The organism is Xanthomonas sp. NCPPB 1826, from assembly GCF_056725285.1.
The window spans coordinates 2,055,224-2,074,372 of sequence record NZ_CM161521.1 but is presented as its reverse complement, the minus strand read 5'-3'; the positions used below and the strand labels follow the sequence as shown (position 1 = coordinate 2,074,372).

The window sequence follows — 19,149 nt, the reverse complement described above, 5'->3', positions numbered from 1 at the left end:
AACAGGGTGAAGCGAAGCGGCCGCGCATTACGCAGCAGCGGTGGGTACGGCATTGCGGGTAGGCAACAGCACCGTGCAGGCATGCAACACCAGGCACAGCGCGATGAAGCCGAAATTGGTCCAGGTAAAGGCCTGCGGCGCGAATGGCGACATCAGGCAGGCATAGGCGATGCGCAGGAAGATCAGCACATGGAAGATCGACAGCGAGCTGTTGAGCAGGCGCACGCTCCACACCAGCCCTGCATACAACGCCAGCAGTGCCAGCAACGCACCCGGCGCGCCCCAGGCCATCAGGAACGGGAAGAATTCGGTCCCTACATTGATGTTGGGCGCATCCAGCGGAATGCTGGTGCCGGCAGTGGCGATCGAGCCACTGAACGGCACCAGCTGATTGACCAGGAAACTGGCGTTGACATAGCCCTTGGCCAGGATCGCGCCGAAGTTGTACGGCCCGGCGCTGATGTACAGCAGCAACCACTGCACGCCCTGCGGCATGGCGCGATACAAGGCACTGAACGGCAGGGCGACCGTGGCCAGCGAGCCGGAACGCAATGCGCCGAGGATGGAAAACACCCCGCCGCCGGCCAGCACCAGCAGGCCGATGGTCTTCCACGGCAGGCGACGTGCCGGATCGCGGCGCAACAGCATCACCAGCACGAACGAAAACAGCCCGGCAAAGATGCGGTTGCGGTCGATCACCACGATCGGAAACACGAATCCCAGCGTCAGCATCGCCGCGCGCAGTCCGCGATGGCGCACGCACAGCAGCGCGATCGGCGGCAGGATCCAGCACATGTTGGAGATGTGCCGCACATGCGCGCGCAGCGGACTCAAGGTGGCATACGAGGACGGATCGCTGAACAGCGGAATCGGAAACAGCGCCACATCCACAATGCAGAACAGCGTCACCACCGCCGCCAGCGTCATCACCAGGAACGCATCGCGAGTGCCGGCGTAACGGTAGGCGCGAAAGCGCTCCACCGCAGGCAACTGCACGCGCAGCACGGCATCCAGTACACAGGTCGCGGCGGCGGCAGCGGCCAGCAGCGCGATGCCGTCCGCATAGTCGCCGGGCAAGTTGTAAGTCAGAAGCGTCAGCGCGCAACTGAACAGCATCGGCAGTGCCAGATAGGTCGCCGGCCGGCGTAACAACGTGCTCATGCCGGTTTTACCGTGCTGCGCGCCTGCCTGGGCCGACACCTGGCTGGCAGCGACATCCAGGCATAGGCGAGCAGATGCCCGATCACCCGGTGCGGCCGGCGCTGCAGGAACGCCACCTTGGCCGCGATGTAGTGCGACTGCGCGTGCAGCAAGCTGCGCTCGGGCGCATCGAACAATTCCGCACAGCGCCGTGCCACCTGACGTGACTCGCTCAGGTTGGCGATGCGCGCGCGCACGTCCACGGTCTTGCTGAGGTTGTGGCCATGCAACCGGTACGCGCACACCGGCACGTCGACAAAACCCAGCGCATCACGCGCGGCCAGGCGCAGGAAAAAATCCCAGTCTTCGATCCGTAGCGACTCGTCCCAGCCGGCGCGCGCATCGAAGGCACTGCGGCGCAGCAGCGCCACCGCGCCGCCGACCGCCCACTGCTGGATCACCGCGCGGCGGATGCCGGATGCGGAGCGGTACAGGTCCACATCCACCCGATGCAGGTCGCGCATGGCGCTGCCGTGCAGCAGCTGCCCATGCTGGTCGACCACACAGGCATCGCCGATCACCGCCAGTTTCTGCGGATGCGCACGCAGGTAGCGCACCTGTGCATCCAGCCCGCCGGCCAGCAGATAATCATCGCTTGCACCCAGCCGCAGGTACTCGCCGCGCGCACGTAGCGCCAGTTCGTTGAGTGTGGCCGCCACCCCGCGATTGGCGCGCTGCACGAACTGCACCGGCAGCCGGTGGCCATGGCTGGCGATCCACTGCGCAATCTTCTCGCCGGTCGCATCGCTGGAGCCATCGTCGATGATGACCAGCTCCTTGCACGGGTACGGGTCCTCCAGCACGCTGTCCAGGCAGCGTTGCACGAAGCGTTCGTGGTTGAAGGCCGGGATCAGCACAGATACCAGCGGCCAGCGTGCACGCCCGAGGGGTTGGGTGGAATCGCTCATGCCGGCTGCACCAGATAGCGCCGCACCACCACGATGTTGAACAGCAGATACAGCACGTAGTTGGCGAGGAAGGCATACATCGCACCGATCAGCCCCCATTGCGCGGTGAACAGATACACCAGCGCCAGATAGCTGGCGGCAAACACGCATTCGGAGATCACGAACAGCCGCGTCATCGCCTTGGCCAGCATCACGTACGACAGCACGAAGGCGGCGATCTTGATCACATCGCCCAGCAGCTGCGGGGCATACAGCGGGGTGGCCTGGGCAAACCGGGCGTCGAACAACAGCCAGGTCAGCCAATCGCGACACAGGTAGACGCCCAGCGCCATCACGATCACCGCCGGCAGCACATGGCGATACGCGGCACGCAGCTCGCGCCCGAGCGCTGCGCGCTCATGCAGCGATGCCAGCTTGGGCAGGTAATACACGTTGATCGCGGTCGTGAAGAACAGCAGATACGCATCCGACACCCGGCTCACCGCCTGCCAGTAACCCACCTGCTGCCAGCCGAACTGCAGCGCCAGATGGTCGCGTACCAGCATGGCCACCAGCTGCGGCACCAGCGTGGAGGTCAGCGTCATCACCGAGAACGTCGCCAGCCTGCGCGTCATCTGCGCATCGAAGCGCATGCGCAACATCTCGCGTCGAAAATAACCGCTGCGCCGCAGCGCCGGCACGCCGGCCAGCAACCACAGCACCTGACCCAGTACCAGCGCCAGCAAGGCGCCCTGCAGCTGTGCCTGGCTGGACAGCCATGCCACCAGTGCCGTGCTCAGCACCGCACCGCTGACCTGCACGAATGCCAGGCGGCGTACGTCCATGAAGCCGTTGATCACCGCCAGGATGTAATTGACCAGTGCGATGCCCAGCTGCGCCACCGCCGCCACGCAGATCAGCGGCCGGTACGCCGCATCGCCAAGCAGGCGCTCGGCGATAGCGCCACTGAACAGCAACGCCAGTGCCGCCATCACGCAGGCCGCGCAGAACGCGTACCACAGTGCCGCGCTGAGCAGACGTGCCAGCGCAGCCGCGTCGTCGCGGTACTCGGCCACGTACTTGACGATGCCGGCACTGATGCCGCCGCCTGCCAGCACCGCCAGCACCGACATCAGATTGAGGAACTGGCCCAGCCGGCCGACCCCCTGCGGGCCGGCGTAGACCGCCACCAGCTTCACCACCACCAGCGCAGCCAGCAGCTTGGCCAGCGTCGCAACGCCGGTGTAGGCGCTGCTGCGCACGACATTCATGCGGGGGCGCCAAACGACTGGCATGCGGCAATCACGCGCGCAACCGACGCATCGTCCAGCGCCGGCCCCATCGGCAGGCTCAGCACATCACGGTGCAGCCGCTCGCTCACCGGCAGGCAGGCATCGCCCAAGGTGGTGTAGGCCGGCTGCCGATGCGGCGGCACCGGGTAATGGATCTGGGTATGGATTCCCGAGCGCAGCAGATGCGCTTGCAAGGCATCGCGCTGGGCGCTGCGCACCACGAACAGATGCCAGACGTGCTGCGCTTCGGCCACCACCGTCGGCAAGGTGATCAGGGGGTTGTCGATGCCGTGCAGGTAGCGCTGCGCCACTGCGCGGCGACGGGCGATCTCATCGTCCAGATAGCCCAGCTTGACCCGCAGGAACGCCGCCTGCATCTCGTCCAGCCGTGAATTCACGCCCTGGCAGAGGTGGTGATACTTCACCTGCGAACCGTAGTTGCGCAGCGCGCGGATGCGCTCGGCCAGGCGCGCATCCGAGGTCACCACTGCGCCGCCGTCGCCGAGTGCGCCCAGGTTCTTGGTCGGGAAAAAACTGAACGCCGCCGCATCGCCAAAGGCGCCGGCACGTCGCCCGTGAGCACTGGCGCCATGCGCCTGCGCGGCATCTTCGATCAGCATCAGCCCGTAGCGATGCGCCAGCGTCTGTAGCGCTGCCACATCCACCAACTGCCCGTACAGATGCACCGCCATGATGGCGCGCGTGCGCGGGCCGATCGCCTTCTCCACACTGGCCGGGTCGATGTTGAAGGTCGCAGGATCCGGCTCCACCGGTACCAGCACCAGATGGTTCTGGCTGATCGCAAGAAAGCTGGCAATGAAGGTATTGGCGGGCACGATGATTTCGTCGCCCTCGCGCAGTACGCCCAGCTCGCGATAGCCGCGCAGGATCAGCGACAGCGCATCCAGCCCGTTGCCCACACCCACCGACTGCGCAGCGCCGCAGTAGCTGGCGAATTCTTCCTCGAAGGCGGCCAGCTCCTGCCCAAGCACATACCAGCCGGCATCGATCACCCGCGCCGCAGCGACCTTCAGCTCCTCCGCATACCGCGCATTGACCGCGCGCAAATCCAAGAACGGCACATCCATTACAGCATCCACCGATAAAAATCCTGTACCACGGCGCGTGCGCCGAAACGTTCCTTTTGTTCGACCAGACCGTCGTTGAGCACCTGGCCGGCCTGCTCGGTCGAGATACCGAAGCTGAAGTAATGGCGCTGCGCATACACTTGGGTGATCAGCTCGGCCAGCAGCAGGCTCAGCGCATCCAGCTGGCGACCGCGCGTGGACACCGCCAGATACTGGGTATGCACGCTGCGACCGAAATCCAGCACCAGCGCTGCCGCCAACAGCTCCCCTTCGGCTCGCGCCTCATGCAGCACGATCTGCTGCGGAAACCGGCGTTGCAGCAATTGCAGCTCGTCCAGCCGATGGGTCGGCGCCACGTGGTGGCGCTGCAACACCTCGGTCAGCAGGGCATGAAATTCATCGAGTCGGGTGCTGGCCTGGACCTGCATACCGGCCTTGCGCGCCTTGACCAGCGAGCGTCGACGTTCGGCGCTGAACGCAAATGGCTCGCGCAACGCGATCGCCGAGGACAGATCGCGCCGGTACAGCTGCGCGCCTACGCGATGCAGGGCATACAGGTCTTCTTCGGCCGGATATGCGTGAAAGATATGCGGCACCGGCTTGTACACAAGCTCGCGCACCCCACGCGCGCGATAGTGCGCGGCGATCTGTTCGAACACCTGCAAGGTCGCACCCGCACGCAAGGCCGTGGACGACAGCAGGCCCGCATAGGTCAGGCCGGCGTGGCTGCTGACGCAGTCGCCCTCCACGTTCGCCGGCAACACCGCCACCACCTCGCCACCGCGTTCGATCAGCAACGATGCGTCCACGAAGCGGTCGGCGTGATAATCCATGTAGCCGCGCCGATGCAACACATTGCCATTGCGCGAGGACGCCACCAAGGCATCCCAGGCAGGCGCATCGCCGGGCAGATACGACCTAACCGAAAACATGGCGCCCCTGCAGGCCTGGCGGCAACGCGGCATCGGCCAGGCCGAAGCCGGCCTGCCCCATTGCATTGCCGTTGTAGAACATCAACACCCGATCATGCTGCTGGATCAAGGCCGGGTAACAGAGTGTCTGCGCATCCCAGCCCTGCTCGGACAGCTGCAGCCCCAGCTGACTGTCATCGCGCTGCCACTGCACACCGTCGCGACTGGACGCGAAACCCGGGAAATAACCGCCGTGCGTATCGCCGCGGGTGAAATACATCAGATAGCGATCACCCAGGCGATGCACGCGCGGACGGCCGATACGGTATTCGTCGTCCTGCGGGCGCAGGCACACCACATCGTCGGCAGGGATATGGCGCAGATCGTCGGTCTCCGCATAGCGGATGTGGTAGCGCGGATACGGCTGGCCGCCGATGGTTTCCCAATCGTCGCCCACCGCGTACCACAGCCGCCACCGCCCCTCCTCGAAACGTGCCGAATGCACCGCGGCAATCGTGCTGCGCCCGGGCGCGCGATCCAGCAGCGGAGTGTCCTGCAAGCGTTGGAAACGCTCGCCACCATCGCGGGACAGCGCAAGCCCGGTGAAGGCCAGGAACTTGGCCTTGGCCACGCGCTGGAAGCCAACATAGAACATGTACAGCCCATCCGGCCCGGCCACCACATCGCCGAGAATCATGCCGTTGTCGTCGAAACAGCCAGCGCGGCCGATATCCAGCACCGGCTGCGGGCTGACGCCGACGATCTGCGTCGGTACGTCGGCGCGCACGTCCACATAGCCGATCCGGCTCACGCCCTGCGCATCGCGAAAGCCCGCATAGACACGCAGCACCTGCGCAGACAACCGGTAGGGCGTCGGCGTCAGCGCGGCGTGCTGCATCCAGCCGCCCACGCCATCGCGTGCGACGTCGAACACCAGGCCGCGCTTGGTCCAGGCAAACATGCTCACAGCTCCACGTCGAAGCTGGATCTACCGGCCACCGCGCGCGCCGGCGAGCCAACGTAGACACGCTCGGCATCGGTATGCCGGGTCACCAGCGCACCCGCGCCGATGATGTTGTCGGCGGCGATGCGCACCTTGTCGCTGAGCGTGGCGTTGACACCGATGAAGCTGCCGCGCCCGATCTCGCAATAGCCGGAAATCACCGCATGCGAGGCGATGAAGACATTGTCCTGCACCACGGTGCGGTGGCCGATATGGTTGCCGCTCCACAGGATGCAGTTGTCGCCGATCCGGGTGAACGGCTGGATCACGTTGCCTTCGAACAGGAAACAGTTGGCGCCGATCTGCGCATTGCGCCAGACGAACGCACGCGAGCTGACATAGCTGGCGCAGCGATAGCCACGCCGCAACATGTCCTGGAAAAAGCGCGTCCGCAGGCGATTGAGCTGCGTGGCCGGGATGGCGACGAAGACCTCGTACTGTTCGGGCGGATAGCGCTGTTCGAGCTCCTCGTAGGCCACCACCGGCAACTCGGCCAGCGTGGGCCGCAACAGGAAGTCGCGCTCCACGCTGAAGGCCACCACCGTGTAGTCGCTGTCGTGCTGAAAATACTCGCAGGCGATCTGCGCAAATTCGCCTGCGCCCACGATCACCAGGGGCTTGTGCACGCTCATGCTTCCAACCTGCGTGCGTCCAGACCGCTGCCAGCGCGCACTTCGCTGAGGAACTGGTCGTAATCGAGAATGTAGTCGGCGGGATCGTAGAACTGGTCGGCCAGCACCATCAGCACGCAGTCGGGGCTGAAGCGATGCAGGTCGCGCCACACCATGCGGCCGAGCAGCAGGCCCTGCGATGGATCGTCCAGCACCACTTCCTGCTGGCCGTGGCCGTCGCCCTGATCCAGCAGGATCGTCACCGAGCCGTGCAAGGCCACCGCCAGCTGGTTGAGCCGCCGGTGTGCATGCTGTCCGCGATGGACGCCGTTGCGGGTGCCGAACAGGTAATACACACGACGTATCTCGAACGGGACATTGCGCTGCTGCTCCAACGAAATGAGCAGCCCGCGATCGTCGCCGTGGGTATGCAACTGGATGCGTTCGATGGCCATGATCGGAAGGGCGTAACCGCTGACTGCACGTAGTGCGACATGCCTGAGTGCGCCGGCATGCGCGAAAGGTTGCGCGGCGTCACGGCGCTGCGAACCCGTGTGCGCGCAAGCGCAGTCGCTGCCGCCAACACCGTGGCCAGGCACGTCATCACTGCACGGCGATGCAACCTTTCAGCGGCCGCGCCGCACATATCGGTGCACGTTCACGTGGCCGCAGCTCGGCCGGCGTGGGGAGCCAGGCCTGGCAGCGCACCGCGCACTGCCGGATCCAACGACACCAGCGCAGGACACCGATCGATGAGTTCATCCCCCCACGCGCCCGATGCGGTTGCAGCCGACAGTGTCAGTGCGCTGCCGGAGCAGTCCGCACTGCCGGCGCGCGTCATTCCGCTGCCCAGACCGATGCGCGTATTGCATTGGCTGACGGTGTTCTGCCTGGCCATGGCAGCCACGCTGATCCTGTTGCGCGCCGAGCTGGAAGGACGCGCCCTGCGGCAGTGGCTGATGGAAGGCCATCGCCACTTCGGTTTGATGGTGCTGCTGCTGTTCGTCCTGCGGGTGGGCCTGCGCATCCGCCTGCGCGCGTTGCCGCCTGGCCCGCCATCGCCGCTGCCGATGCGGCTGGCTGCTGGCGCCACCCACCTCGCGCTGTACGGCTTGATGGTCGCCCTGCCGCTGATCGGCTGGTCGTTGAGCAATGCCTACGCCAAACCGGTCTACCTGTTCGGACTGACGCTGCCCAATCTGGTTGCGCCGGATGAAGACCTGGCCGACACCCTGAGCACCTGGCACTTGAATGCCGCCTGGGTGTTGCTGGCCTTGGTGATCGCGCATATCGGCGCCGCCCTCTGGCATCACCTGGTGTTGCGCGATGGCCTGCTGCACCGCGTGCTGCCGGGAAAACGCCGATGAGCTCCGCCGTGTTGCCCGCCGCCTCCCGCTCCCGCAGCGCCGACCCCCGTACCGTCGAACAAGGACTTTCCATGCCTACTCCCCAGCCCGCTCCGCGTCGCACCACTGCCACGCGCACCGCTTCCCTGACCTCCTTGTTGTGCGTGTCCGGCCCGTTGCTGCTGCTGGCCAGCACCCAGGCGCAGGCGATTCCCTCGTTCGCACGCCAGACCGGTTCGTCGTGCGCGGACTGCCATGTCGGCTCCTACGGTCCGTCGCTCACCCCGTACGGCATGCGCTTCAAGCTCGGCGGCTTTACCGATACCGACGGCAACGGCACCAAGATCCCGGCCTCCGGCCAGGTCACCTGGACCCGGCGCAATCCCAGCCGCGGCGACAGCAGCGCACGCATCAACGAAGCGGACCTGTATCTGGCCGGGCGGGTCAACGACCACGTCGGCGGTTACTCCAAGATCCGCTCCAACAACGGCGGCAACGACACCTTCAACACCCAGCTCGACGATGTGGATCTGCGCTTTGTCAGCAAGCCGTTCCAGCTGGCCGGCAAGGACGCGATGGTCGGCGTCAGCATCAACAACAATCCCGGCGTGTCCGACCCGATCCAGGTGCTGCCCAATGCATCGACGTTGAGCCCGGTGTCCAATGCGGGCTCGGCCAGCATGCTCAGTTCGTCCTCGCTCTCCAACCGCGTGATCGGCGCCACCGTGTACGGCCTGTTCGACCGCAACTGGTACGGCGAAGTCGGCAGCTACAGCGCGCTGTCCACCGACGCGCAGGACCACCTGGGCTGGAACCCCAACGGCGACCCGGGCAAGCTCAGCGACACCGGTTATGCGCGCTTTGCCTACATGAAGGACATGAAGCGGCAGTTCTTCTCGGCCGGCCTGACCGCCATGACCACGCGCCGCCAGCGCTTGCGCAGCGGCGGCCCCAGCGATGACCTCACTGATCTGGGCTACGACCTGACCTATCAGTTCCTCGGCACCCGCGAGCACGTGCTGTCGCTGGCCTACGTCAACATCTACGAACGCCGCAAATACGGCAGCCCGCTGCTGCCCACCGACCCGAGCATGTCCCCGCGCGATCGCGGCAGCGTGCGCGACCAGAACATCAGCATGAACTACGCGTTCAAGCAGACCTACGGCGTGCTGGCGGCGCATCTGATCAACAGCGGCTCGTTTGATGTGGCGCGCTATCAGCCCTACGGCATCCCCGACACCACCGCCAATCTGATCCTGCTGTACTGGACCCCGTTCGGCAAGGAAGGCACCTACACCACCAATGCCAACGTGCGATTTGCGGCCACCTGGTTCCGCTTCGACAAGTTCAACGGCAGCACCACCAATGTGTTCGGTGGCGGCATTCCGATCACCAACCCGCGCGATCTCGACAGTTTCGCGCTGTCGGTCAATGTCTCGTTCTGATCCCCCCGCACGCGTAAGGACCCCCATGAAGTCATTCCACCAGACCCTGTTGTGTGCCCCGCTGGCCGGCCTGCTGCTGGCCGGCGCCCTGCTTGCCCCACCTGCGCACGCGGCCGACGGCAAAGGCGTTTTCATGACCGAATGCGCCGAATGCCATAGCGCCGCCCAGGGCAAGAACAAGAAGGGCCCGTCGATGTTCGGCGTGGCCGGGCGCCCGGCCGCCAGCCTGGCCGACTACAGCAATTACTCCGATGCGCTCAAGGCCAGCAAGTGGCAGTGGACGCCTGCCCAGCTCAAGACCTATCTGTCGCAGTCCTCCTCCAAGGCCTTGCCGGGCACCAAGATGAAGTACGAAGGCCTGGAAGATCAAAAGGAACTCGACGCGCTGATCGCCTACCTCAACACCCTGCACTGATCGCCACCGGCGCGCTGCCGGTTGGCATCCGGAAGCGCGATCGCCGGCGCATACCGGCACAGGTGCGCGTTGCCTGTGCCGGTTCCTTCGCGTATACGGACGGAACAACCGCCGTCGCAGCGGTCTCGTCTTGCGTGATGGGTCACTATCGCGCCCCTGTTCCATGTAGACGCCCACCCCATTGCCGAATGCCTTGACTGCCAGGCCCTACCCGCTCCGGACGCGACGCAGCTGCGCCTGCGACGGGCAGCCGTGGCTCGCGAGCGGCCACTGGGCGGGCCGGCGACGCTGCCACACGCCCTGGGGCATGCCGCACTGCCGGCACGCGCAGGCCGCACGCCGACGCGCCGCGTTGCGTCACTGCCTGCTGCTGGCCCTGGTGTTGGGCCCGGGCAACGCCATCGCCGGCACGGTCGGCGGCGCGGTGGCGCTGACCTCGCAATTGATCGACCGCGGCATCTCGATCGCGCCCAACAAGGCCACCCTGCAGACCGCAGGCTATTGGCTGCCCGCACCGGGCTGGTCGATGTCGGCGTCGGTCGCGCTGCAATCGCCCTCGCTGAGCAGGCCGGTGGCGGTGACCGCCCAGGCCGCACGCGCCTGGATGCTGGGCGACCGCTGGCAGATGCAGGCCAGCGCGCTGTATTACGGCTACCCGACCAATCAGGCCACGCGCACCTTCGACCGCCAGGAGGCCAGCCTGGCCTGGTCCTATCGCGACGTGCTGACCTTCTCGGTGTCGACCTTCAATTTCCCGCGCGCCGACCAGTCGCCGTGGAATGTCGCCATCGACGTTACCGCCAATATCCCGCTGCGCGACGACCTCAGCCTGACAGTCGGCGCCGGTTCGTCACGTTTTCCGGCGATGGCCTACGGCGCCGCCCGGTCCGGCCGCTATCAGTATGGGCAATTCGGCCTGCGCTGGAGTCGGGACCGATGGACGCTGAAGCTGGAACGCATCGTCACCAGCGACAACACCCCACGCCTGCAGGGCGGCCCCGGCGAAACGCCCTGGCTGGGCACCGCGTCGGTCACCTTCTGATCCCCACGCAACCTTTTGCCCGCCCGCGGGCACTGACATGCGTCCTAAGCCGTGCCTGCCTCGATGAATGATTCCGACACCCTGGGTGATGCCACCGATCGCATGCTGCTGCGCCGCATGGCGGCGGGCGATCGCGCCGCGTTGTCCACCATGTACACCAGCTATCACGGCCGGCTGTGCCGCTTCCTGTCGCGCCTGACCCGGCGCCCGGACATCATCGAAGAAGCCATCAACGACTGTTTCTGGATCGCCTGGCAGAAGGCCGGCGACTTCCGCGGCGATTCGCAGGTTTCGACCTGGATCATGGGCATTGCCTATCGCTGCGGCCTCAAATGCCTGCGCCAGCACGACGGCGAGGCCATCGACGATACCGCGGTGGTGGAAGACCACGCCCCCAGCGCCGACGACAACGACGACCGCGAGCTGCGCGACTGGCTCGACAAGGGCATGGAACGGCTGTCGCCGGACCAGCGCCTGGTGATCGAATTGGTCTACGGCGTCGGCCACAAGCTGGAAGAAGTGGCCGAGATCATGCAGTGCCCGGTAGGCACCATCAAGGCCCGGCTGTTCCATGCGCGGGTCAAATTACGCAATGTGCTGCCCGGTCTGGCCGGCGGCGCCCCCTATACGGAGACCATGCAATGAAGACGTTTTTCATCGCGCCTGGCAAGGAATGCTCGCACGCCTGGGAACTGATGCCCGCGGTCCTGCTCGACAGCGCCACCGAGGAAGAGAACACCTGGCTGATCGCGCACGTGGCCAAGTGCGCCTCGTGCAGTGCCGAGTTCGCCCAGCAGAACCGCCTGCGCCAGGCGCTGGCGCTGCCGTCTGCGGTAAAGCTGGACGCCAATGCCGGCCTGCAGCGCCTGCTCGGCCGCCTGGACGCGCCGGAGCAGGCCAGCGCGCCCGCGCCGCCGCCAGCGCGCCGCTCCGGTAGCTGGACGGTGCGCGCGTTGGCGGCCGCGGCGCTGGTGCAGGCAATCGGCCTGGGCGTCATGGGCGTCAGGCTGGCCTCGCCCGCGCCCTCGCACGACTACCGCACGCTCAGCAGCGCCACCGCACAGCCGGTGCCGCAAGGCGCCATCCGGGTGGTGCCGGACGCCAAGATGACCGTGGCCGACTGGGACCGCCTGCTGCATGCACAGCAGTTGCAGGTAATCGGCGGGCCCAACGAGATGGGCGCCTACACCGTGGTGCCGGCCCAGCCGCAACCGCCGGCCCAGCCGCAGCAGACCGTGCAGCAACTGCGCGCCAATCCGGGCATCCGCATGGCCGAGATCGTGTCCGCACCATGAAGCGCCTGCTCGCCATCGGCATCATCGCCGCCTGCATCGGCCTTGGCCCGCAAGCCGCCGCGCAGGAGCCGGCGCAAGCCGCCGCCAGCGCCAGCACGCTACCAGCGGCCGATGCGCATACGCCCGACAGCAGCCGCGACATCCTGCTGGCGGTGGCCAACCCGCTCAGCGCGCCACCAGCCCGCGCCGGGTCCAGCCTGATCGGCTACGCCTCCAGTTATTACGGCGCCGGTCAGAAGGCCGCCGTGCGCATGGAAGCACTCAAGCAGCGCTACAAGCTGCGCGAAGTCTCCGGCTGGCCGATCACCTCGCTGGGCCTGTATTGCGCCGTGCTGCAGCCACCGCCGGGGGTGTCGCGCGACGAACTGGTCAGCGCGCTGGCCGACGACGACGGCGTGGAGCTGGTGCAACCGGTGCAGGATTTCTCGGTGTTTTCCGCCGACGCATCGGAAAAGACCACCGCGCTGTCCGGCTACAACGACCCCTACGTGGATCTGCAACGCGGCTTCATCGCCACCGATGCGGCCAGCGCACAGACCGTCACCCAGGGCCGCGGCGTGGTGGTAGCGGTGGTCGACACCGGCGTGGACACCACGCATGCCGACCTGAAGGCGCGCATCCGCGACGTGCACGACCTGGTCGACGACTCGCCGGTGATGACCAGCAGCGACTCGCACGGCACCGAGGTGGCCGGCATCATCGCCGCCGGCAGCAACAACCATCAAGGCATCGTCGGCATGGCGCCCAAGGCCATGCTGAGCATCTACAAGGCCTGCTGGTATGCGCCCACGGTCGGTGCCACCGCACGCTGCAACACCTTCACCCTGGCCAAGGCGCTGGCGGCGATCAACAACAGCTCCGCGCGCGTGATCAACCTGAGCCTGGGCGGCCCGGCCGACCCGCTGCTGAGCAAGATGCTGCAGCACCTGGTGCAGCAGGGCCGCATCGTGGTCGCCGCGATGCCGCCCAACGGCCGCCTGGACGGCTTTCCCAACGATGTGCCGGGCGTGCTGGTGGTACGCAGCAGCAGCCCCACCGCGGCCATGCCCGGCGTGCTCAGCGCCCCCGGCAAGGACATCCTGACCACCCAGCCGAACGGCCGCTACGACTTCACCTCCGGCTCGTCGATGGCCACCGCGCATGTCAGCGGCGTGGTCGCGCTGCTGTTGTCGCTGTCGCCGTCGCTGGACGCCACTGCATTGCGCGAGCTGATGCAGCGCACCAGCAAGCTCTCCGACGGCCAGTTGCAGGTCAACGCCGGTGCCGCCGTGCAGGCCCTGGCGCCTCCCGCCAGACATTCCAACTGACGACACCGGCATGGCCAAGTGGATTCCCTTGTGGCTGCACAGACTCAGCTCGCCACCGACCTTCTATCGCGTGGCCGGACGCGTGCGTCCGTGGGCCTTGGGCCTGGCGCTATTGCTTGGTGCGGTAGCCGCCTACGGTGGGCTGGTGCTGGCGCCGCCGGATTACCAGCAGCACGATGCCTACCGCATCATCTTCATCCACGTGCCCAGCGCCTGGATGAGCCTGTTCATCTACGCGGCGATGGGCGTATCCGCGTTCATCGCACTGGTCTGGCGGATCAAGCTGGCCGAGGTGGTGACCATGGCCTCGGCGCCGATCGGTGCGGCCTTCACCTTCATCACCTTGTGCACCGGCTCGCTGTGGGGCAAGCCGATGTGGGGCACCTGGTGGACCTGGGATGCGCGGCTGACCTCCGAGTTGCTGCTGCTGTTTCTGTATCTGGGCGTGCTCGGCCTGTACCACGCGGTGGAAGACCGCCGTCAGGCGATGCGTGCGGCCGGCTTGCTGGCATTGGTGGGCCTGGTGAATCTGCCGATCGTGCACTACTCGGTGGTGTGGTGGAACACGCTGCACCAGGGCTCCACCGTGCGCCTGCTCGGCCCCTCCACGATGAGCGCGGACATGCTGTGGCCGCTGCTGACGATGACGCTGGCGACCAAGTGCTATTACGTGGCCAGCCTGTTCGGCCGCGTGCGTGTGGACCTGCTCGCCCTGGAAAGCGGCAAGGACTGGGCGCGCCGCATCGTGTTGACGGAGCGCACCGCATGACGACCCTGCTGGCGATGGGCGGTTACGGGCAATACGTGTGGACCGCGTACGCGCTGTTCGTGCTGGTGCTGCTGGCCGACCTGGCATCGCCATGGTTGCGTCGCCGCCGGCTGCCGCGCGAGCTGCGCGGCCAGCTGCAACGGCAAACGCCGCGGCGCACGCGCGAATTGTCGGCAACAGCGCCGCTGGAGCGTGACGCCCCATGAACGCCACCCGCAAACAACGCCTGTGGCTGGTGATCGGCGCGCTCGCCGCTGCGGCATTGGCGGTCACGCTGATCGTGCTCGCGCTGCAGCGGAACATGAGCTACCTGTTCACGCCCAGCCAGGTGCATGCCGGCGAGGCGGCCAGCTACCGGCAATTCCGCCTCGGCGGCATGGTCAAGGCCGGCTCGATCCAGCGCGCCACCGACAGTCTCACCGTCCACTTCACCGTGATCGACAAGCATGCCGCGACGCAGGTCGAATACACCGGCATTCTTCCGGACCTGTTCCGCGACAACCAGTCGGTGATCGCCAACGGGCGCATGCAGGGCGGGCGCTTCGTCGCCAACGAAGTGCTGGCCAAGCACGACGAAACCTATATGCCGAAGGAACTGAAGGACGCGATGGCCGAAGGCCATGTCGGCAAGCCGATTCCCGCCGCCGCGGTGCCGCTGTCTGCGCCGCGCTGATGCGGCGCGCAGGCTGTTCCTTCCCTCGATGATCCCTCTTCGCTGCACGATGCGATTCGCCCATGACGCCTGAACTCGGCCAGATCGCACTGATCCTGGCGTTACTGCTCTCGCTCGCCCAGGGCGTGCTGCCGCTGATCGGCGCCTGGCGCGGCAATGGCGCGTTGATGGGCATTGCGCGGCCGGCCGCGGTCGGTCAGGCGCTGTTCGTGTGGATGGCGTTCGGCCTGCTCGCCTGGTCGCTGCTGTCGCTGGATTTTTCGGTGCGCTATGTCGCCGACAACGCCAACATCGCCCTGCCCTGGTACTACCGCTTTGCCGCGGTGTGGGGCGCGCACGAAGGCTCGTTGCTGCTGTGGATCGCGATCCTGTCGACCTGGACACTGTTGCTGGCCGCCTTCAGCCGGCATCTGCCGCAGCATTTTGCCGCGCGCGTGCTGGCGGTGCTGGGGCTGGTATCGGTGGGCTTTCTCGCCTTCATCCTGCTCACCTCCAATCCATTCGCGCGGCTGTCGCCGATTCCGCTGGATGGCAACGAACTCAATCCGGTGCTGCAGGACCCGGGCATGACCTTCCACCCGCCGGTGCTGTACACCGGCTATGTCGGCTTCTCGGTGGCGTTTGCGTTTGCGGTGGCGGCCTTGCTGGGTGGCGAACTGGAACAGGCCTGGGTGCGCTGGGCGCGGCCGTGGACCAATGTGGCCTGGGCCTGCCTCACCGCCGGCATCGTCGCCGGCAGCTGGTGGGCGTATGCGGAACTGGGCTGGGGCGGCTGGTGGTTCTGGGATCCGGTGGAAAACGCCAGCTTCATGCCGTGGCTGGTCGGCACCGCGCTGATCCACACCCAGGCGGTCACCGAAAAACGCGGCAGCCTGCGCGCCTGGACCATCCTGCTGTCGATCCTGGCGTTCTCGCTGTCGTTGCTGGGGACCTTCCTGGTGCGCTCGGGCGTGCTGACCTCGGTGCACGCCTTCGCCGCCGATCCGCGCCGTGGCCTGTACATCCTGATCTTTTTAGTCGCGGTGGTCGGCGGCTCGTTGCTGCTGTACGCGCTGCGCGCGCCCCGGATCGCCAGCGGCAAACCGTTCGCCGCCGCCTCGCGCGAGACCGCGATCCTGATCGGCAACCTGCTGCTCACCGTGGCGGCGGCAATGGTGTTGCTGGGCACCTTGTTTCCGCTGGTGGCCGATGCCTTCGGCCTGGGCAAGGTGTCGGTGGGGCCGCCCTACTTCGGCTTGCTGTTCCCGCTGCTGATGTTGCCGGTGATGCTGTTGCTGCCGTTCGGCCCGTACCTGCGCTGGGGCAAGGCCGAGGCGGCGCCGTTGCAGGCACTGGGCACGCGCGCCGGCATCGCCGCAGTCGCCTGTGCGCTGGTCGGCAGCCTGTTTGCCGAGGGCCAGCCCAGGGCGATCGCCGGCATCGGCGTCGCCGCATGGGTGGCGGCCGGCACCGCGCTGTACATGTACAAGCGCTGGCGCGAGATGCCGCGCGGCCGGCGGTTTCCGGCGGAAATGGCCGGCATGCTGCTCGCGCACGCGGGCGTGGCGGTGTTCGTGGCCGGCGTGCTGGTGTCGGAAAGCCTGTCGGTCGAACGCGACGTGCGGCTGTCGCCCGGGCAGACCGCCGAGATCGCCGGTTACGCCTTCCGCTTCGACGGCGTGCAACTGATCGACGGGCCGAACTGGAAGGCCGAACAAGGCAGCGTGCAGGTCAGCCGCGATGGCCAGCTGGTCGCGCAACTGCATCCGCAAAAACGCCTGTACAGCAGCGAGCGCATCCAGACCGAATCGGCGATCGACCCCGGTATCACCCGCGATCTGTATGTCGCCCTCGGCGAGCCGCTGGACGATCAACACATCGAGTACGACTGGACGCTGCGGCTGTACTACAAACCCTTCATCCGCTGGATCTGGGCTGGCGGCCTGCTGATGATGCTGGGCGGCTTCGTCAGCGCCTGTGCCCGCCGGTTCCGTGCGCCGGCGCTCGCCACGACGGCGGCCACGGCACCCGCACACGGCACCAGTGTCGCTGCGCAGGAATCGCACGCATGAACCGTCTGCTGCCCTTGCTGGGTTTTTTGTTGCTGGCGGCGCTGTTCGGCTTCGGCATCTACTGGACGATGCAACACAACCCGCGCGATGTACCCTCGCCGTTGATCGGCAAGCCGGCACCGGCGTTCTCGCTGCCGCGGCTGGATCGGCCCGAGCAACGCGTCAGCCGCGACCAGCTGCTGGGCAAGCCCTATGTCCTCAACGTGTTCGGCAGCTGGTGCGCCGAATGCGTGCACGAACATCCGGTGCTGATGGCGCAGGCCAGCCGGCTCGAGGTGGCGTTGATCGGCTACAACTACAAGGACGCGCCTGCCGACGCCACGGCCTGGCTTGCGCAGTACGGCAATCCGTATGCGTTGGTGATTGCCGATGAAGCCGGCCAGACCGCGATCGATTTCGGTGTCTACGGTGCGCCGGAGAGTTTCCTGATCGATGCGCAAGGCGTGATCCGCTACAAGCACATCGGCGTGCTCACACCCGCGGTCATCAACGACGAGCTGCTGCCCGCCATCGCCGCACTGCCCAAGGGCACGCGGTGATGGCGGCGCGCTGGGTTTGGCGCTGGTACTGGCGCATGCACGGCCGGCAACTGCGTCTGCTGCTGGTGCTGCTGCTGGTGCTGCTGCTGGGCGTGCTGCTTGCGCCGCCGCTGGCGGCGCAGGCGGTGGACCCGCTGCCGTTCAAGAACCGCAGCGACGAAGCGCGTTATCAGCGCCTGACCGCGCAGTTGCGCTGCTTGGTGTGCCAGAACGAGAACCTGGCCGACTCCAACGCCGAGCTTGCGCGCGATCTGCGCCACCAGGTGTTCGCGCAGTTGCAGGCCGGCAGGAGCGATGCGCAGATCAAGCAGTACATGGTCGATCGCTATTCGGACTTCGTGCTGTACGACCCGCCGGTCAAGCGCGGCACCTGGCTGCTGTGGTTCGGTCCGTTGCTGCTGCTGGGTGCCGGTGCGGGCGTGGTGATCCATACCGTGCGCAAACGTGCGCGCGCCGGTACGCCGGTGGCGCCGCAACCGGAGGAAGAATGGTGATGACCGGTTTCTATGTCGCAAGCGCCGCGCTGGTGGTCGTCGCCTTGCTGTTGGTGCTGGTGCCGTTGCTGCGCCAGCCCGCGCGTAATGGCAACGCACGCTACACCTTGCCGATTGTGCTGGTGCTCGGCTTGCCGATCGCCACGGCCGGCTTGTATCGGCTGGTCGGCGCGCCGGATGCGATCGCACGGCGTGTGTATGCGACGGCGCAGCCCCAGGTACAACCGGCAGACGCGCCTGCCGTCGCCGCCGCGGGTGAGCAGGCCCGGGCCGCAGAGGCCAACGCCGACGCTGCGCAGGAGCAGGCGCTGGAGTCGTGGATGCAGCAAGCCAAAACCCACGAGCAGGACAACCGCCCCGCCGATGCGCGTGAGGCCTATGCGCAAGCGCTCAAAATCGCGCCGGATCTCAGCGCCGCCATCGTCGGCTGGGTGGCCGCGGACATGGCCACGCATAGCGATTTCGCCATCGACGCCAACTCACGCAGCCGCCTGCAACAGGTGGTCGCACGCGAGCCGGATCATCAACGCGGCCTGTGGCTGCTGGGCATCAGCGACTTTCAGCAGCAGGACTACCACGCCGCCAGCGAGCACTGGCGGCATCTGCACGGCCTGCTCGACGCCGGCTCGCCGATGCAGAAGGCGGTGGCCGACAAGATCGCCGTGGCCGAGTCGCTGGCCAGCGCGCGGCAATCCGGGCGCGCAGCGCCCTGACGCCAACCTCAGGCTGCATCCCTCATCAAAAACGCCCCGGTGCCAGCGGACGGCAGCGCCGTCGTGGT

22 protein-coding genes are annotated in these 19,149 nt (G+C 66.8%); 14 read left to right on the top strand and 8 right to left on the bottom strand.

Annotated features, from left to right (window positions below; all coding sequences use genetic code 11):
• Positions 1–27: 27 nt before the first annotated feature.
• Genes AC1PLA_RS09050 through AC1PLA_RS09015 form a run of 8 tightly spaced genes read right to left on the bottom strand, consistent with a single transcriptional unit; the run spans position 28 to position 7,447 of the window.
• Positions 28–1,161 (bottom strand): hypothetical protein, encoded by a 1,134-nt coding sequence (locus tag AC1PLA_RS09050; protein ID WP_481106028.1) that lies wholly within the window; start codon positions 1,159–1,161, stop codon positions 28–30.
• On the bottom strand, positions 1,158–2,108 hold the full coding sequence (locus AC1PLA_RS09045; RefSeq protein WP_481106027.1) for a glycosyltransferase: 951 nt from the start codon (positions 2,106–2,108) through the stop codon (positions 1,158–1,160). Before AC1PLA_RS09045 ends, AC1PLA_RS09050 begins: the two co-directional genes overlap by 4 nt.
• Positions 2,105–3,358 (bottom strand): O-antigen translocase, encoded by a 1,254-nt coding sequence (locus tag AC1PLA_RS09040; protein WP_054592790.1) that lies wholly within the window; start codon positions 3,356–3,358, stop codon positions 2,105–2,107. Before AC1PLA_RS09040 ends, AC1PLA_RS09045 begins: the two co-directional genes overlap by 4 nt.
• On the bottom strand, positions 3,355–4,467 hold the full coding sequence (locus AC1PLA_RS09035; protein WP_481106026.1) for a DegT/DnrJ/EryC1/StrS family aminotransferase: 1,113 nt from the start codon (positions 4,465–4,467) through the stop codon (positions 3,355–3,357). The genes AC1PLA_RS09040 and AC1PLA_RS09035 overlap by 4 nt, the downstream gene beginning before the upstream one ends.
• The gene (locus tag AC1PLA_RS09030; protein ID WP_481106180.1) at positions 4,467–5,378 is read right to left on the bottom strand and encodes a GNAT family N-acetyltransferase; all 912 of its coding nucleotides are present in this window, start codon (positions 5,376–5,378) and stop codon (positions 4,467–4,469) included. The genes AC1PLA_RS09035 and AC1PLA_RS09030 overlap by 1 nt, the downstream gene beginning before the upstream one ends.
• Before the next feature lie 7 nt (positions 5,379–5,385).
• Entirely contained in the window at positions 5,386–6,339 is a 954-nt protein-coding gene (locus AC1PLA_RS09025; RefSeq protein WP_481106025.1) for a hypothetical protein, read from the bottom strand.
• Between the two features lie 2 nt (positions 6,340–6,341).
• Positions 6,342–7,013: an acetyltransferase gene (locus tag AC1PLA_RS09020; RefSeq protein ID WP_016902086.1), complete on the bottom strand. Its 672-nt coding sequence runs from the start codon at positions 7,011–7,013 to the stop codon at positions 6,342–6,344.
• Positions 7,010–7,447, bottom strand: a complete 438-nt coding sequence (locus tag AC1PLA_RS09015) for a sugar 3,4-ketoisomerase (RefSeq protein WP_016902088.1) — start codon at positions 7,445–7,447, stop codon at positions 7,010–7,012. Before AC1PLA_RS09015 ends, AC1PLA_RS09020 begins: the two co-directional genes overlap by 4 nt.
• A gap of 297 nt (positions 7,448–7,744) precedes the next feature.
• On the opposite strand from AC1PLA_RS09015, the gene AC1PLA_RS09010 reads away from it, so the two are divergent.
• From AC1PLA_RS09010 to AC1PLA_RS08945, 14 genes are all read left to right on the top strand, one after another.
• Positions 7,745–8,359, top strand: coding sequence for a cytochrome b (locus AC1PLA_RS09010; protein ID WP_481106024.1), 615 nt, complete (start codon positions 7,745–7,747; stop codon positions 8,357–8,359).
• A 71-nt stretch (positions 8,360–8,430) separates the two neighbouring features.
• Complete coding sequence (locus AC1PLA_RS09005; protein WP_026064224.1) at positions 8,431–9,783, top strand: hypothetical protein; 1,353 nt, start codon at positions 8,431–8,433, stop codon at positions 9,781–9,783.
• 25 nt (positions 9,784–9,808) lie between these two features.
• Positions 9,809–10,198: a c-type cytochrome gene (locus tag AC1PLA_RS09000; RefSeq protein ID WP_016902092.1), complete on the top strand. Its 390-nt coding sequence runs from the start codon at positions 9,809–9,811 to the stop codon at positions 10,196–10,198.
• Positions 10,199–10,505: 307 nt separating this feature from the next.
• Positions 10,506–11,240 carry a TorF family putative porin gene (locus AC1PLA_RS08995; protein ID WP_065049055.1) on the top strand — a complete coding sequence of 245 codons (735 nt, stop codon included), beginning with the start codon at positions 10,506–10,508 and terminating at the stop codon, positions 11,238–11,240.
• Between the two features lie 63 nt (positions 11,241–11,303).
• Complete coding sequence (locus tag AC1PLA_RS08990) at positions 11,304–11,885, top strand: sigma-70 family RNA polymerase sigma factor (protein ID WP_016902094.1); 582 nt, start codon at positions 11,304–11,306, stop codon at positions 11,883–11,885.
• Positions 11,882–12,535 (top strand): zf-HC2 domain-containing protein, encoded by a 654-nt coding sequence (locus AC1PLA_RS08985; RefSeq protein ID WP_481106023.1) that lies wholly within the window; start codon positions 11,882–11,884, stop codon positions 12,533–12,535. The genes AC1PLA_RS08990 and AC1PLA_RS08985 overlap by 4 nt, the downstream gene beginning before the upstream one ends.
• Positions 12,532–13,842, top strand: a complete 1,311-nt coding sequence (locus tag AC1PLA_RS08980) for a S8 family serine peptidase (RefSeq protein ID WP_481106022.1) — start codon at positions 12,532–12,534, stop codon at positions 13,840–13,842. Before AC1PLA_RS08985 ends, AC1PLA_RS08980 begins: the two co-directional genes overlap by 4 nt.
• Positions 13,843–13,852: 10 nt before the next feature.
• Positions 13,853–14,611 (top strand): heme ABC transporter permease CcmC, encoded by a 759-nt coding sequence (gene ccmC, locus AC1PLA_RS08975; RefSeq protein ID WP_104559210.1) that lies wholly within the window; start codon positions 13,853–13,855, stop codon positions 14,609–14,611.
• Positions 14,608–14,817: a heme exporter protein CcmD gene (ccmD, locus tag AC1PLA_RS08970; protein ID WP_024940343.1), complete on the top strand. Its 210-nt coding sequence runs from the start codon at positions 14,608–14,610 to the stop codon at positions 14,815–14,817. Before ccmC ends, ccmD begins: the two co-directional genes overlap by 4 nt.
• Complete coding sequence (gene ccmE, locus AC1PLA_RS08965; protein ID WP_039527891.1) at positions 14,814–15,284, top strand: cytochrome c maturation protein CcmE; 471 nt, start codon at positions 14,814–14,816, stop codon at positions 15,282–15,284. Before ccmD ends, ccmE begins: the two co-directional genes overlap by 4 nt.
• A 62-nt stretch (positions 15,285–15,346) precedes the next feature.
• On the top strand, positions 15,347–17,335 hold the full coding sequence (locus AC1PLA_RS08960) for a heme lyase CcmF/NrfE family subunit (RefSeq protein WP_481106021.1): 1,989 nt from the start codon (positions 15,347–15,349) through the stop codon (positions 17,333–17,335).
• Positions 17,332–17,874, top strand: a complete 543-nt coding sequence (locus AC1PLA_RS08955) for a DsbE family thiol:disulfide interchange protein (RefSeq protein ID WP_481106020.1) — start codon at positions 17,332–17,334, stop codon at positions 17,872–17,874. Before AC1PLA_RS08960 ends, AC1PLA_RS08955 begins: the two co-directional genes overlap by 4 nt.
• Positions 17,874–18,368 carry a cytochrome c-type biogenesis protein gene (locus tag AC1PLA_RS08950; RefSeq protein ID WP_481106019.1) on the top strand — a complete coding sequence of 165 codons (495 nt, stop codon included), beginning with the start codon at positions 17,874–17,876 and terminating at the stop codon, positions 18,366–18,368. Before AC1PLA_RS08955 ends, AC1PLA_RS08950 begins: the two co-directional genes overlap by 1 nt.
• Positions 18,362–19,081: a tetratricopeptide repeat protein gene (locus AC1PLA_RS08945; protein ID WP_481106018.1), complete on the top strand. Its 720-nt coding sequence runs from the start codon at positions 18,362–18,364 to the stop codon at positions 19,079–19,081. The genes AC1PLA_RS08950 and AC1PLA_RS08945 overlap by 7 nt, the downstream gene beginning before the upstream one ends.
• Positions 19,082–19,149 lie beyond the last annotated feature (68 nt).

Excerpts from the sequence above, each read along its gene's own strand:
- AC1PLA_RS09050 (WP_481106028.1), bottom strand. The coding sequence starts at position 1,161 with ATGAGCACGTTGTTACGCCGGCCGGCGACCTATCTGGCACTGCCGATG.
- AC1PLA_RS09045 (WP_481106027.1), bottom strand. The coding sequence starts at position 2,108 with ATGAGCGATTCCACCCAACCCCTCGGGCGTGCACGCTGGCCGCTGGTA.
- AC1PLA_RS09040 (WP_054592790.1), bottom strand. The coding sequence starts at position 3,358 with ATGAATGTCGTGCGCAGCAGCGCCTACACCGGCGTTGCGACGCTGGCC.
- AC1PLA_RS09035 (WP_481106026.1), bottom strand. The coding sequence starts at position 4,467 with ATGGATGTGCCGTTCTTGGATTTGCGCGCGGTCAATGCGCGGTATGCG.
- AC1PLA_RS09025 (WP_481106025.1), bottom strand. The coding sequence starts at position 6,339 with ATGTTTGCCTGGACCAAGCGCGGCCTGGTGTTCGACGTCGCACGCGAT.
- AC1PLA_RS09020 (WP_016902086.1), bottom strand. The coding sequence starts at position 7,013 with ATGAGCGTGCACAAGCCCCTGGTGATCGTGGGCGCAGGCGAATTTGCG.
- AC1PLA_RS09015 (WP_016902088.1), bottom strand. The coding sequence starts at position 7,447 with ATGGCCATCGAACGCATCCAGTTGCATACCCACGGCGACGATCGCGGG.
- AC1PLA_RS09010 (WP_481106024.1), top strand. The coding sequence starts at position 7,745 with ATGAGTTCATCCCCCCACGCGCCCGATGCGGTTGCAGCCGACAGTGTC.
- AC1PLA_RS09005 (WP_026064224.1), top strand. The coding sequence starts at position 8,431 with ATGCCTACTCCCCAGCCCGCTCCGCGTCGCACCACTGCCACGCGCACC.
- AC1PLA_RS09000 (WP_016902092.1), top strand. The coding sequence starts at position 9,809 with ATGAAGTCATTCCACCAGACCCTGTTGTGTGCCCCGCTGGCCGGCCTG.
- AC1PLA_RS08995 (WP_065049055.1), top strand. The coding sequence starts at position 10,506 with ATGCCGCACTGCCGGCACGCGCAGGCCGCACGCCGACGCGCCGCGTTG.
- AC1PLA_RS08990 (WP_016902094.1), top strand. The coding sequence starts at position 11,304 with ATGAATGATTCCGACACCCTGGGTGATGCCACCGATCGCATGCTGCTG.
- AC1PLA_RS08985 (WP_481106023.1), top strand. The coding sequence starts at position 11,882 with ATGAAGACGTTTTTCATCGCGCCTGGCAAGGAATGCTCGCACGCCTGG.
- AC1PLA_RS08980 (WP_481106022.1), top strand. The coding sequence starts at position 12,532 with ATGAAGCGCCTGCTCGCCATCGGCATCATCGCCGCCTGCATCGGCCTT.
- ccmC (WP_104559210.1), top strand. The coding sequence starts at position 13,853 with ATGGCCAAGTGGATTCCCTTGTGGCTGCACAGACTCAGCTCGCCACCG.
- ccmD (WP_024940343.1), top strand. The coding sequence starts at position 14,608 with ATGACGACCCTGCTGGCGATGGGCGGTTACGGGCAATACGTGTGGACC.
- ccmE (WP_039527891.1), top strand. The coding sequence starts at position 14,814 with ATGAACGCCACCCGCAAACAACGCCTGTGGCTGGTGATCGGCGCGCTC.
- AC1PLA_RS08960 (WP_481106021.1), top strand. The coding sequence starts at position 15,347 with ATGACGCCTGAACTCGGCCAGATCGCACTGATCCTGGCGTTACTGCTC.
- AC1PLA_RS08955 (WP_481106020.1), top strand. The coding sequence starts at position 17,332 with ATGAACCGTCTGCTGCCCTTGCTGGGTTTTTTGTTGCTGGCGGCGCTG.
- AC1PLA_RS08950 (WP_481106019.1), top strand. The coding sequence starts at position 17,874 with ATGGCGGCGCGCTGGGTTTGGCGCTGGTACTGGCGCATGCACGGCCGG.
- AC1PLA_RS08945 (WP_481106018.1), top strand. The coding sequence starts at position 18,362 with ATGGTGATGACCGGTTTCTATGTCGCAAGCGCCGCGCTGGTGGTCGTC.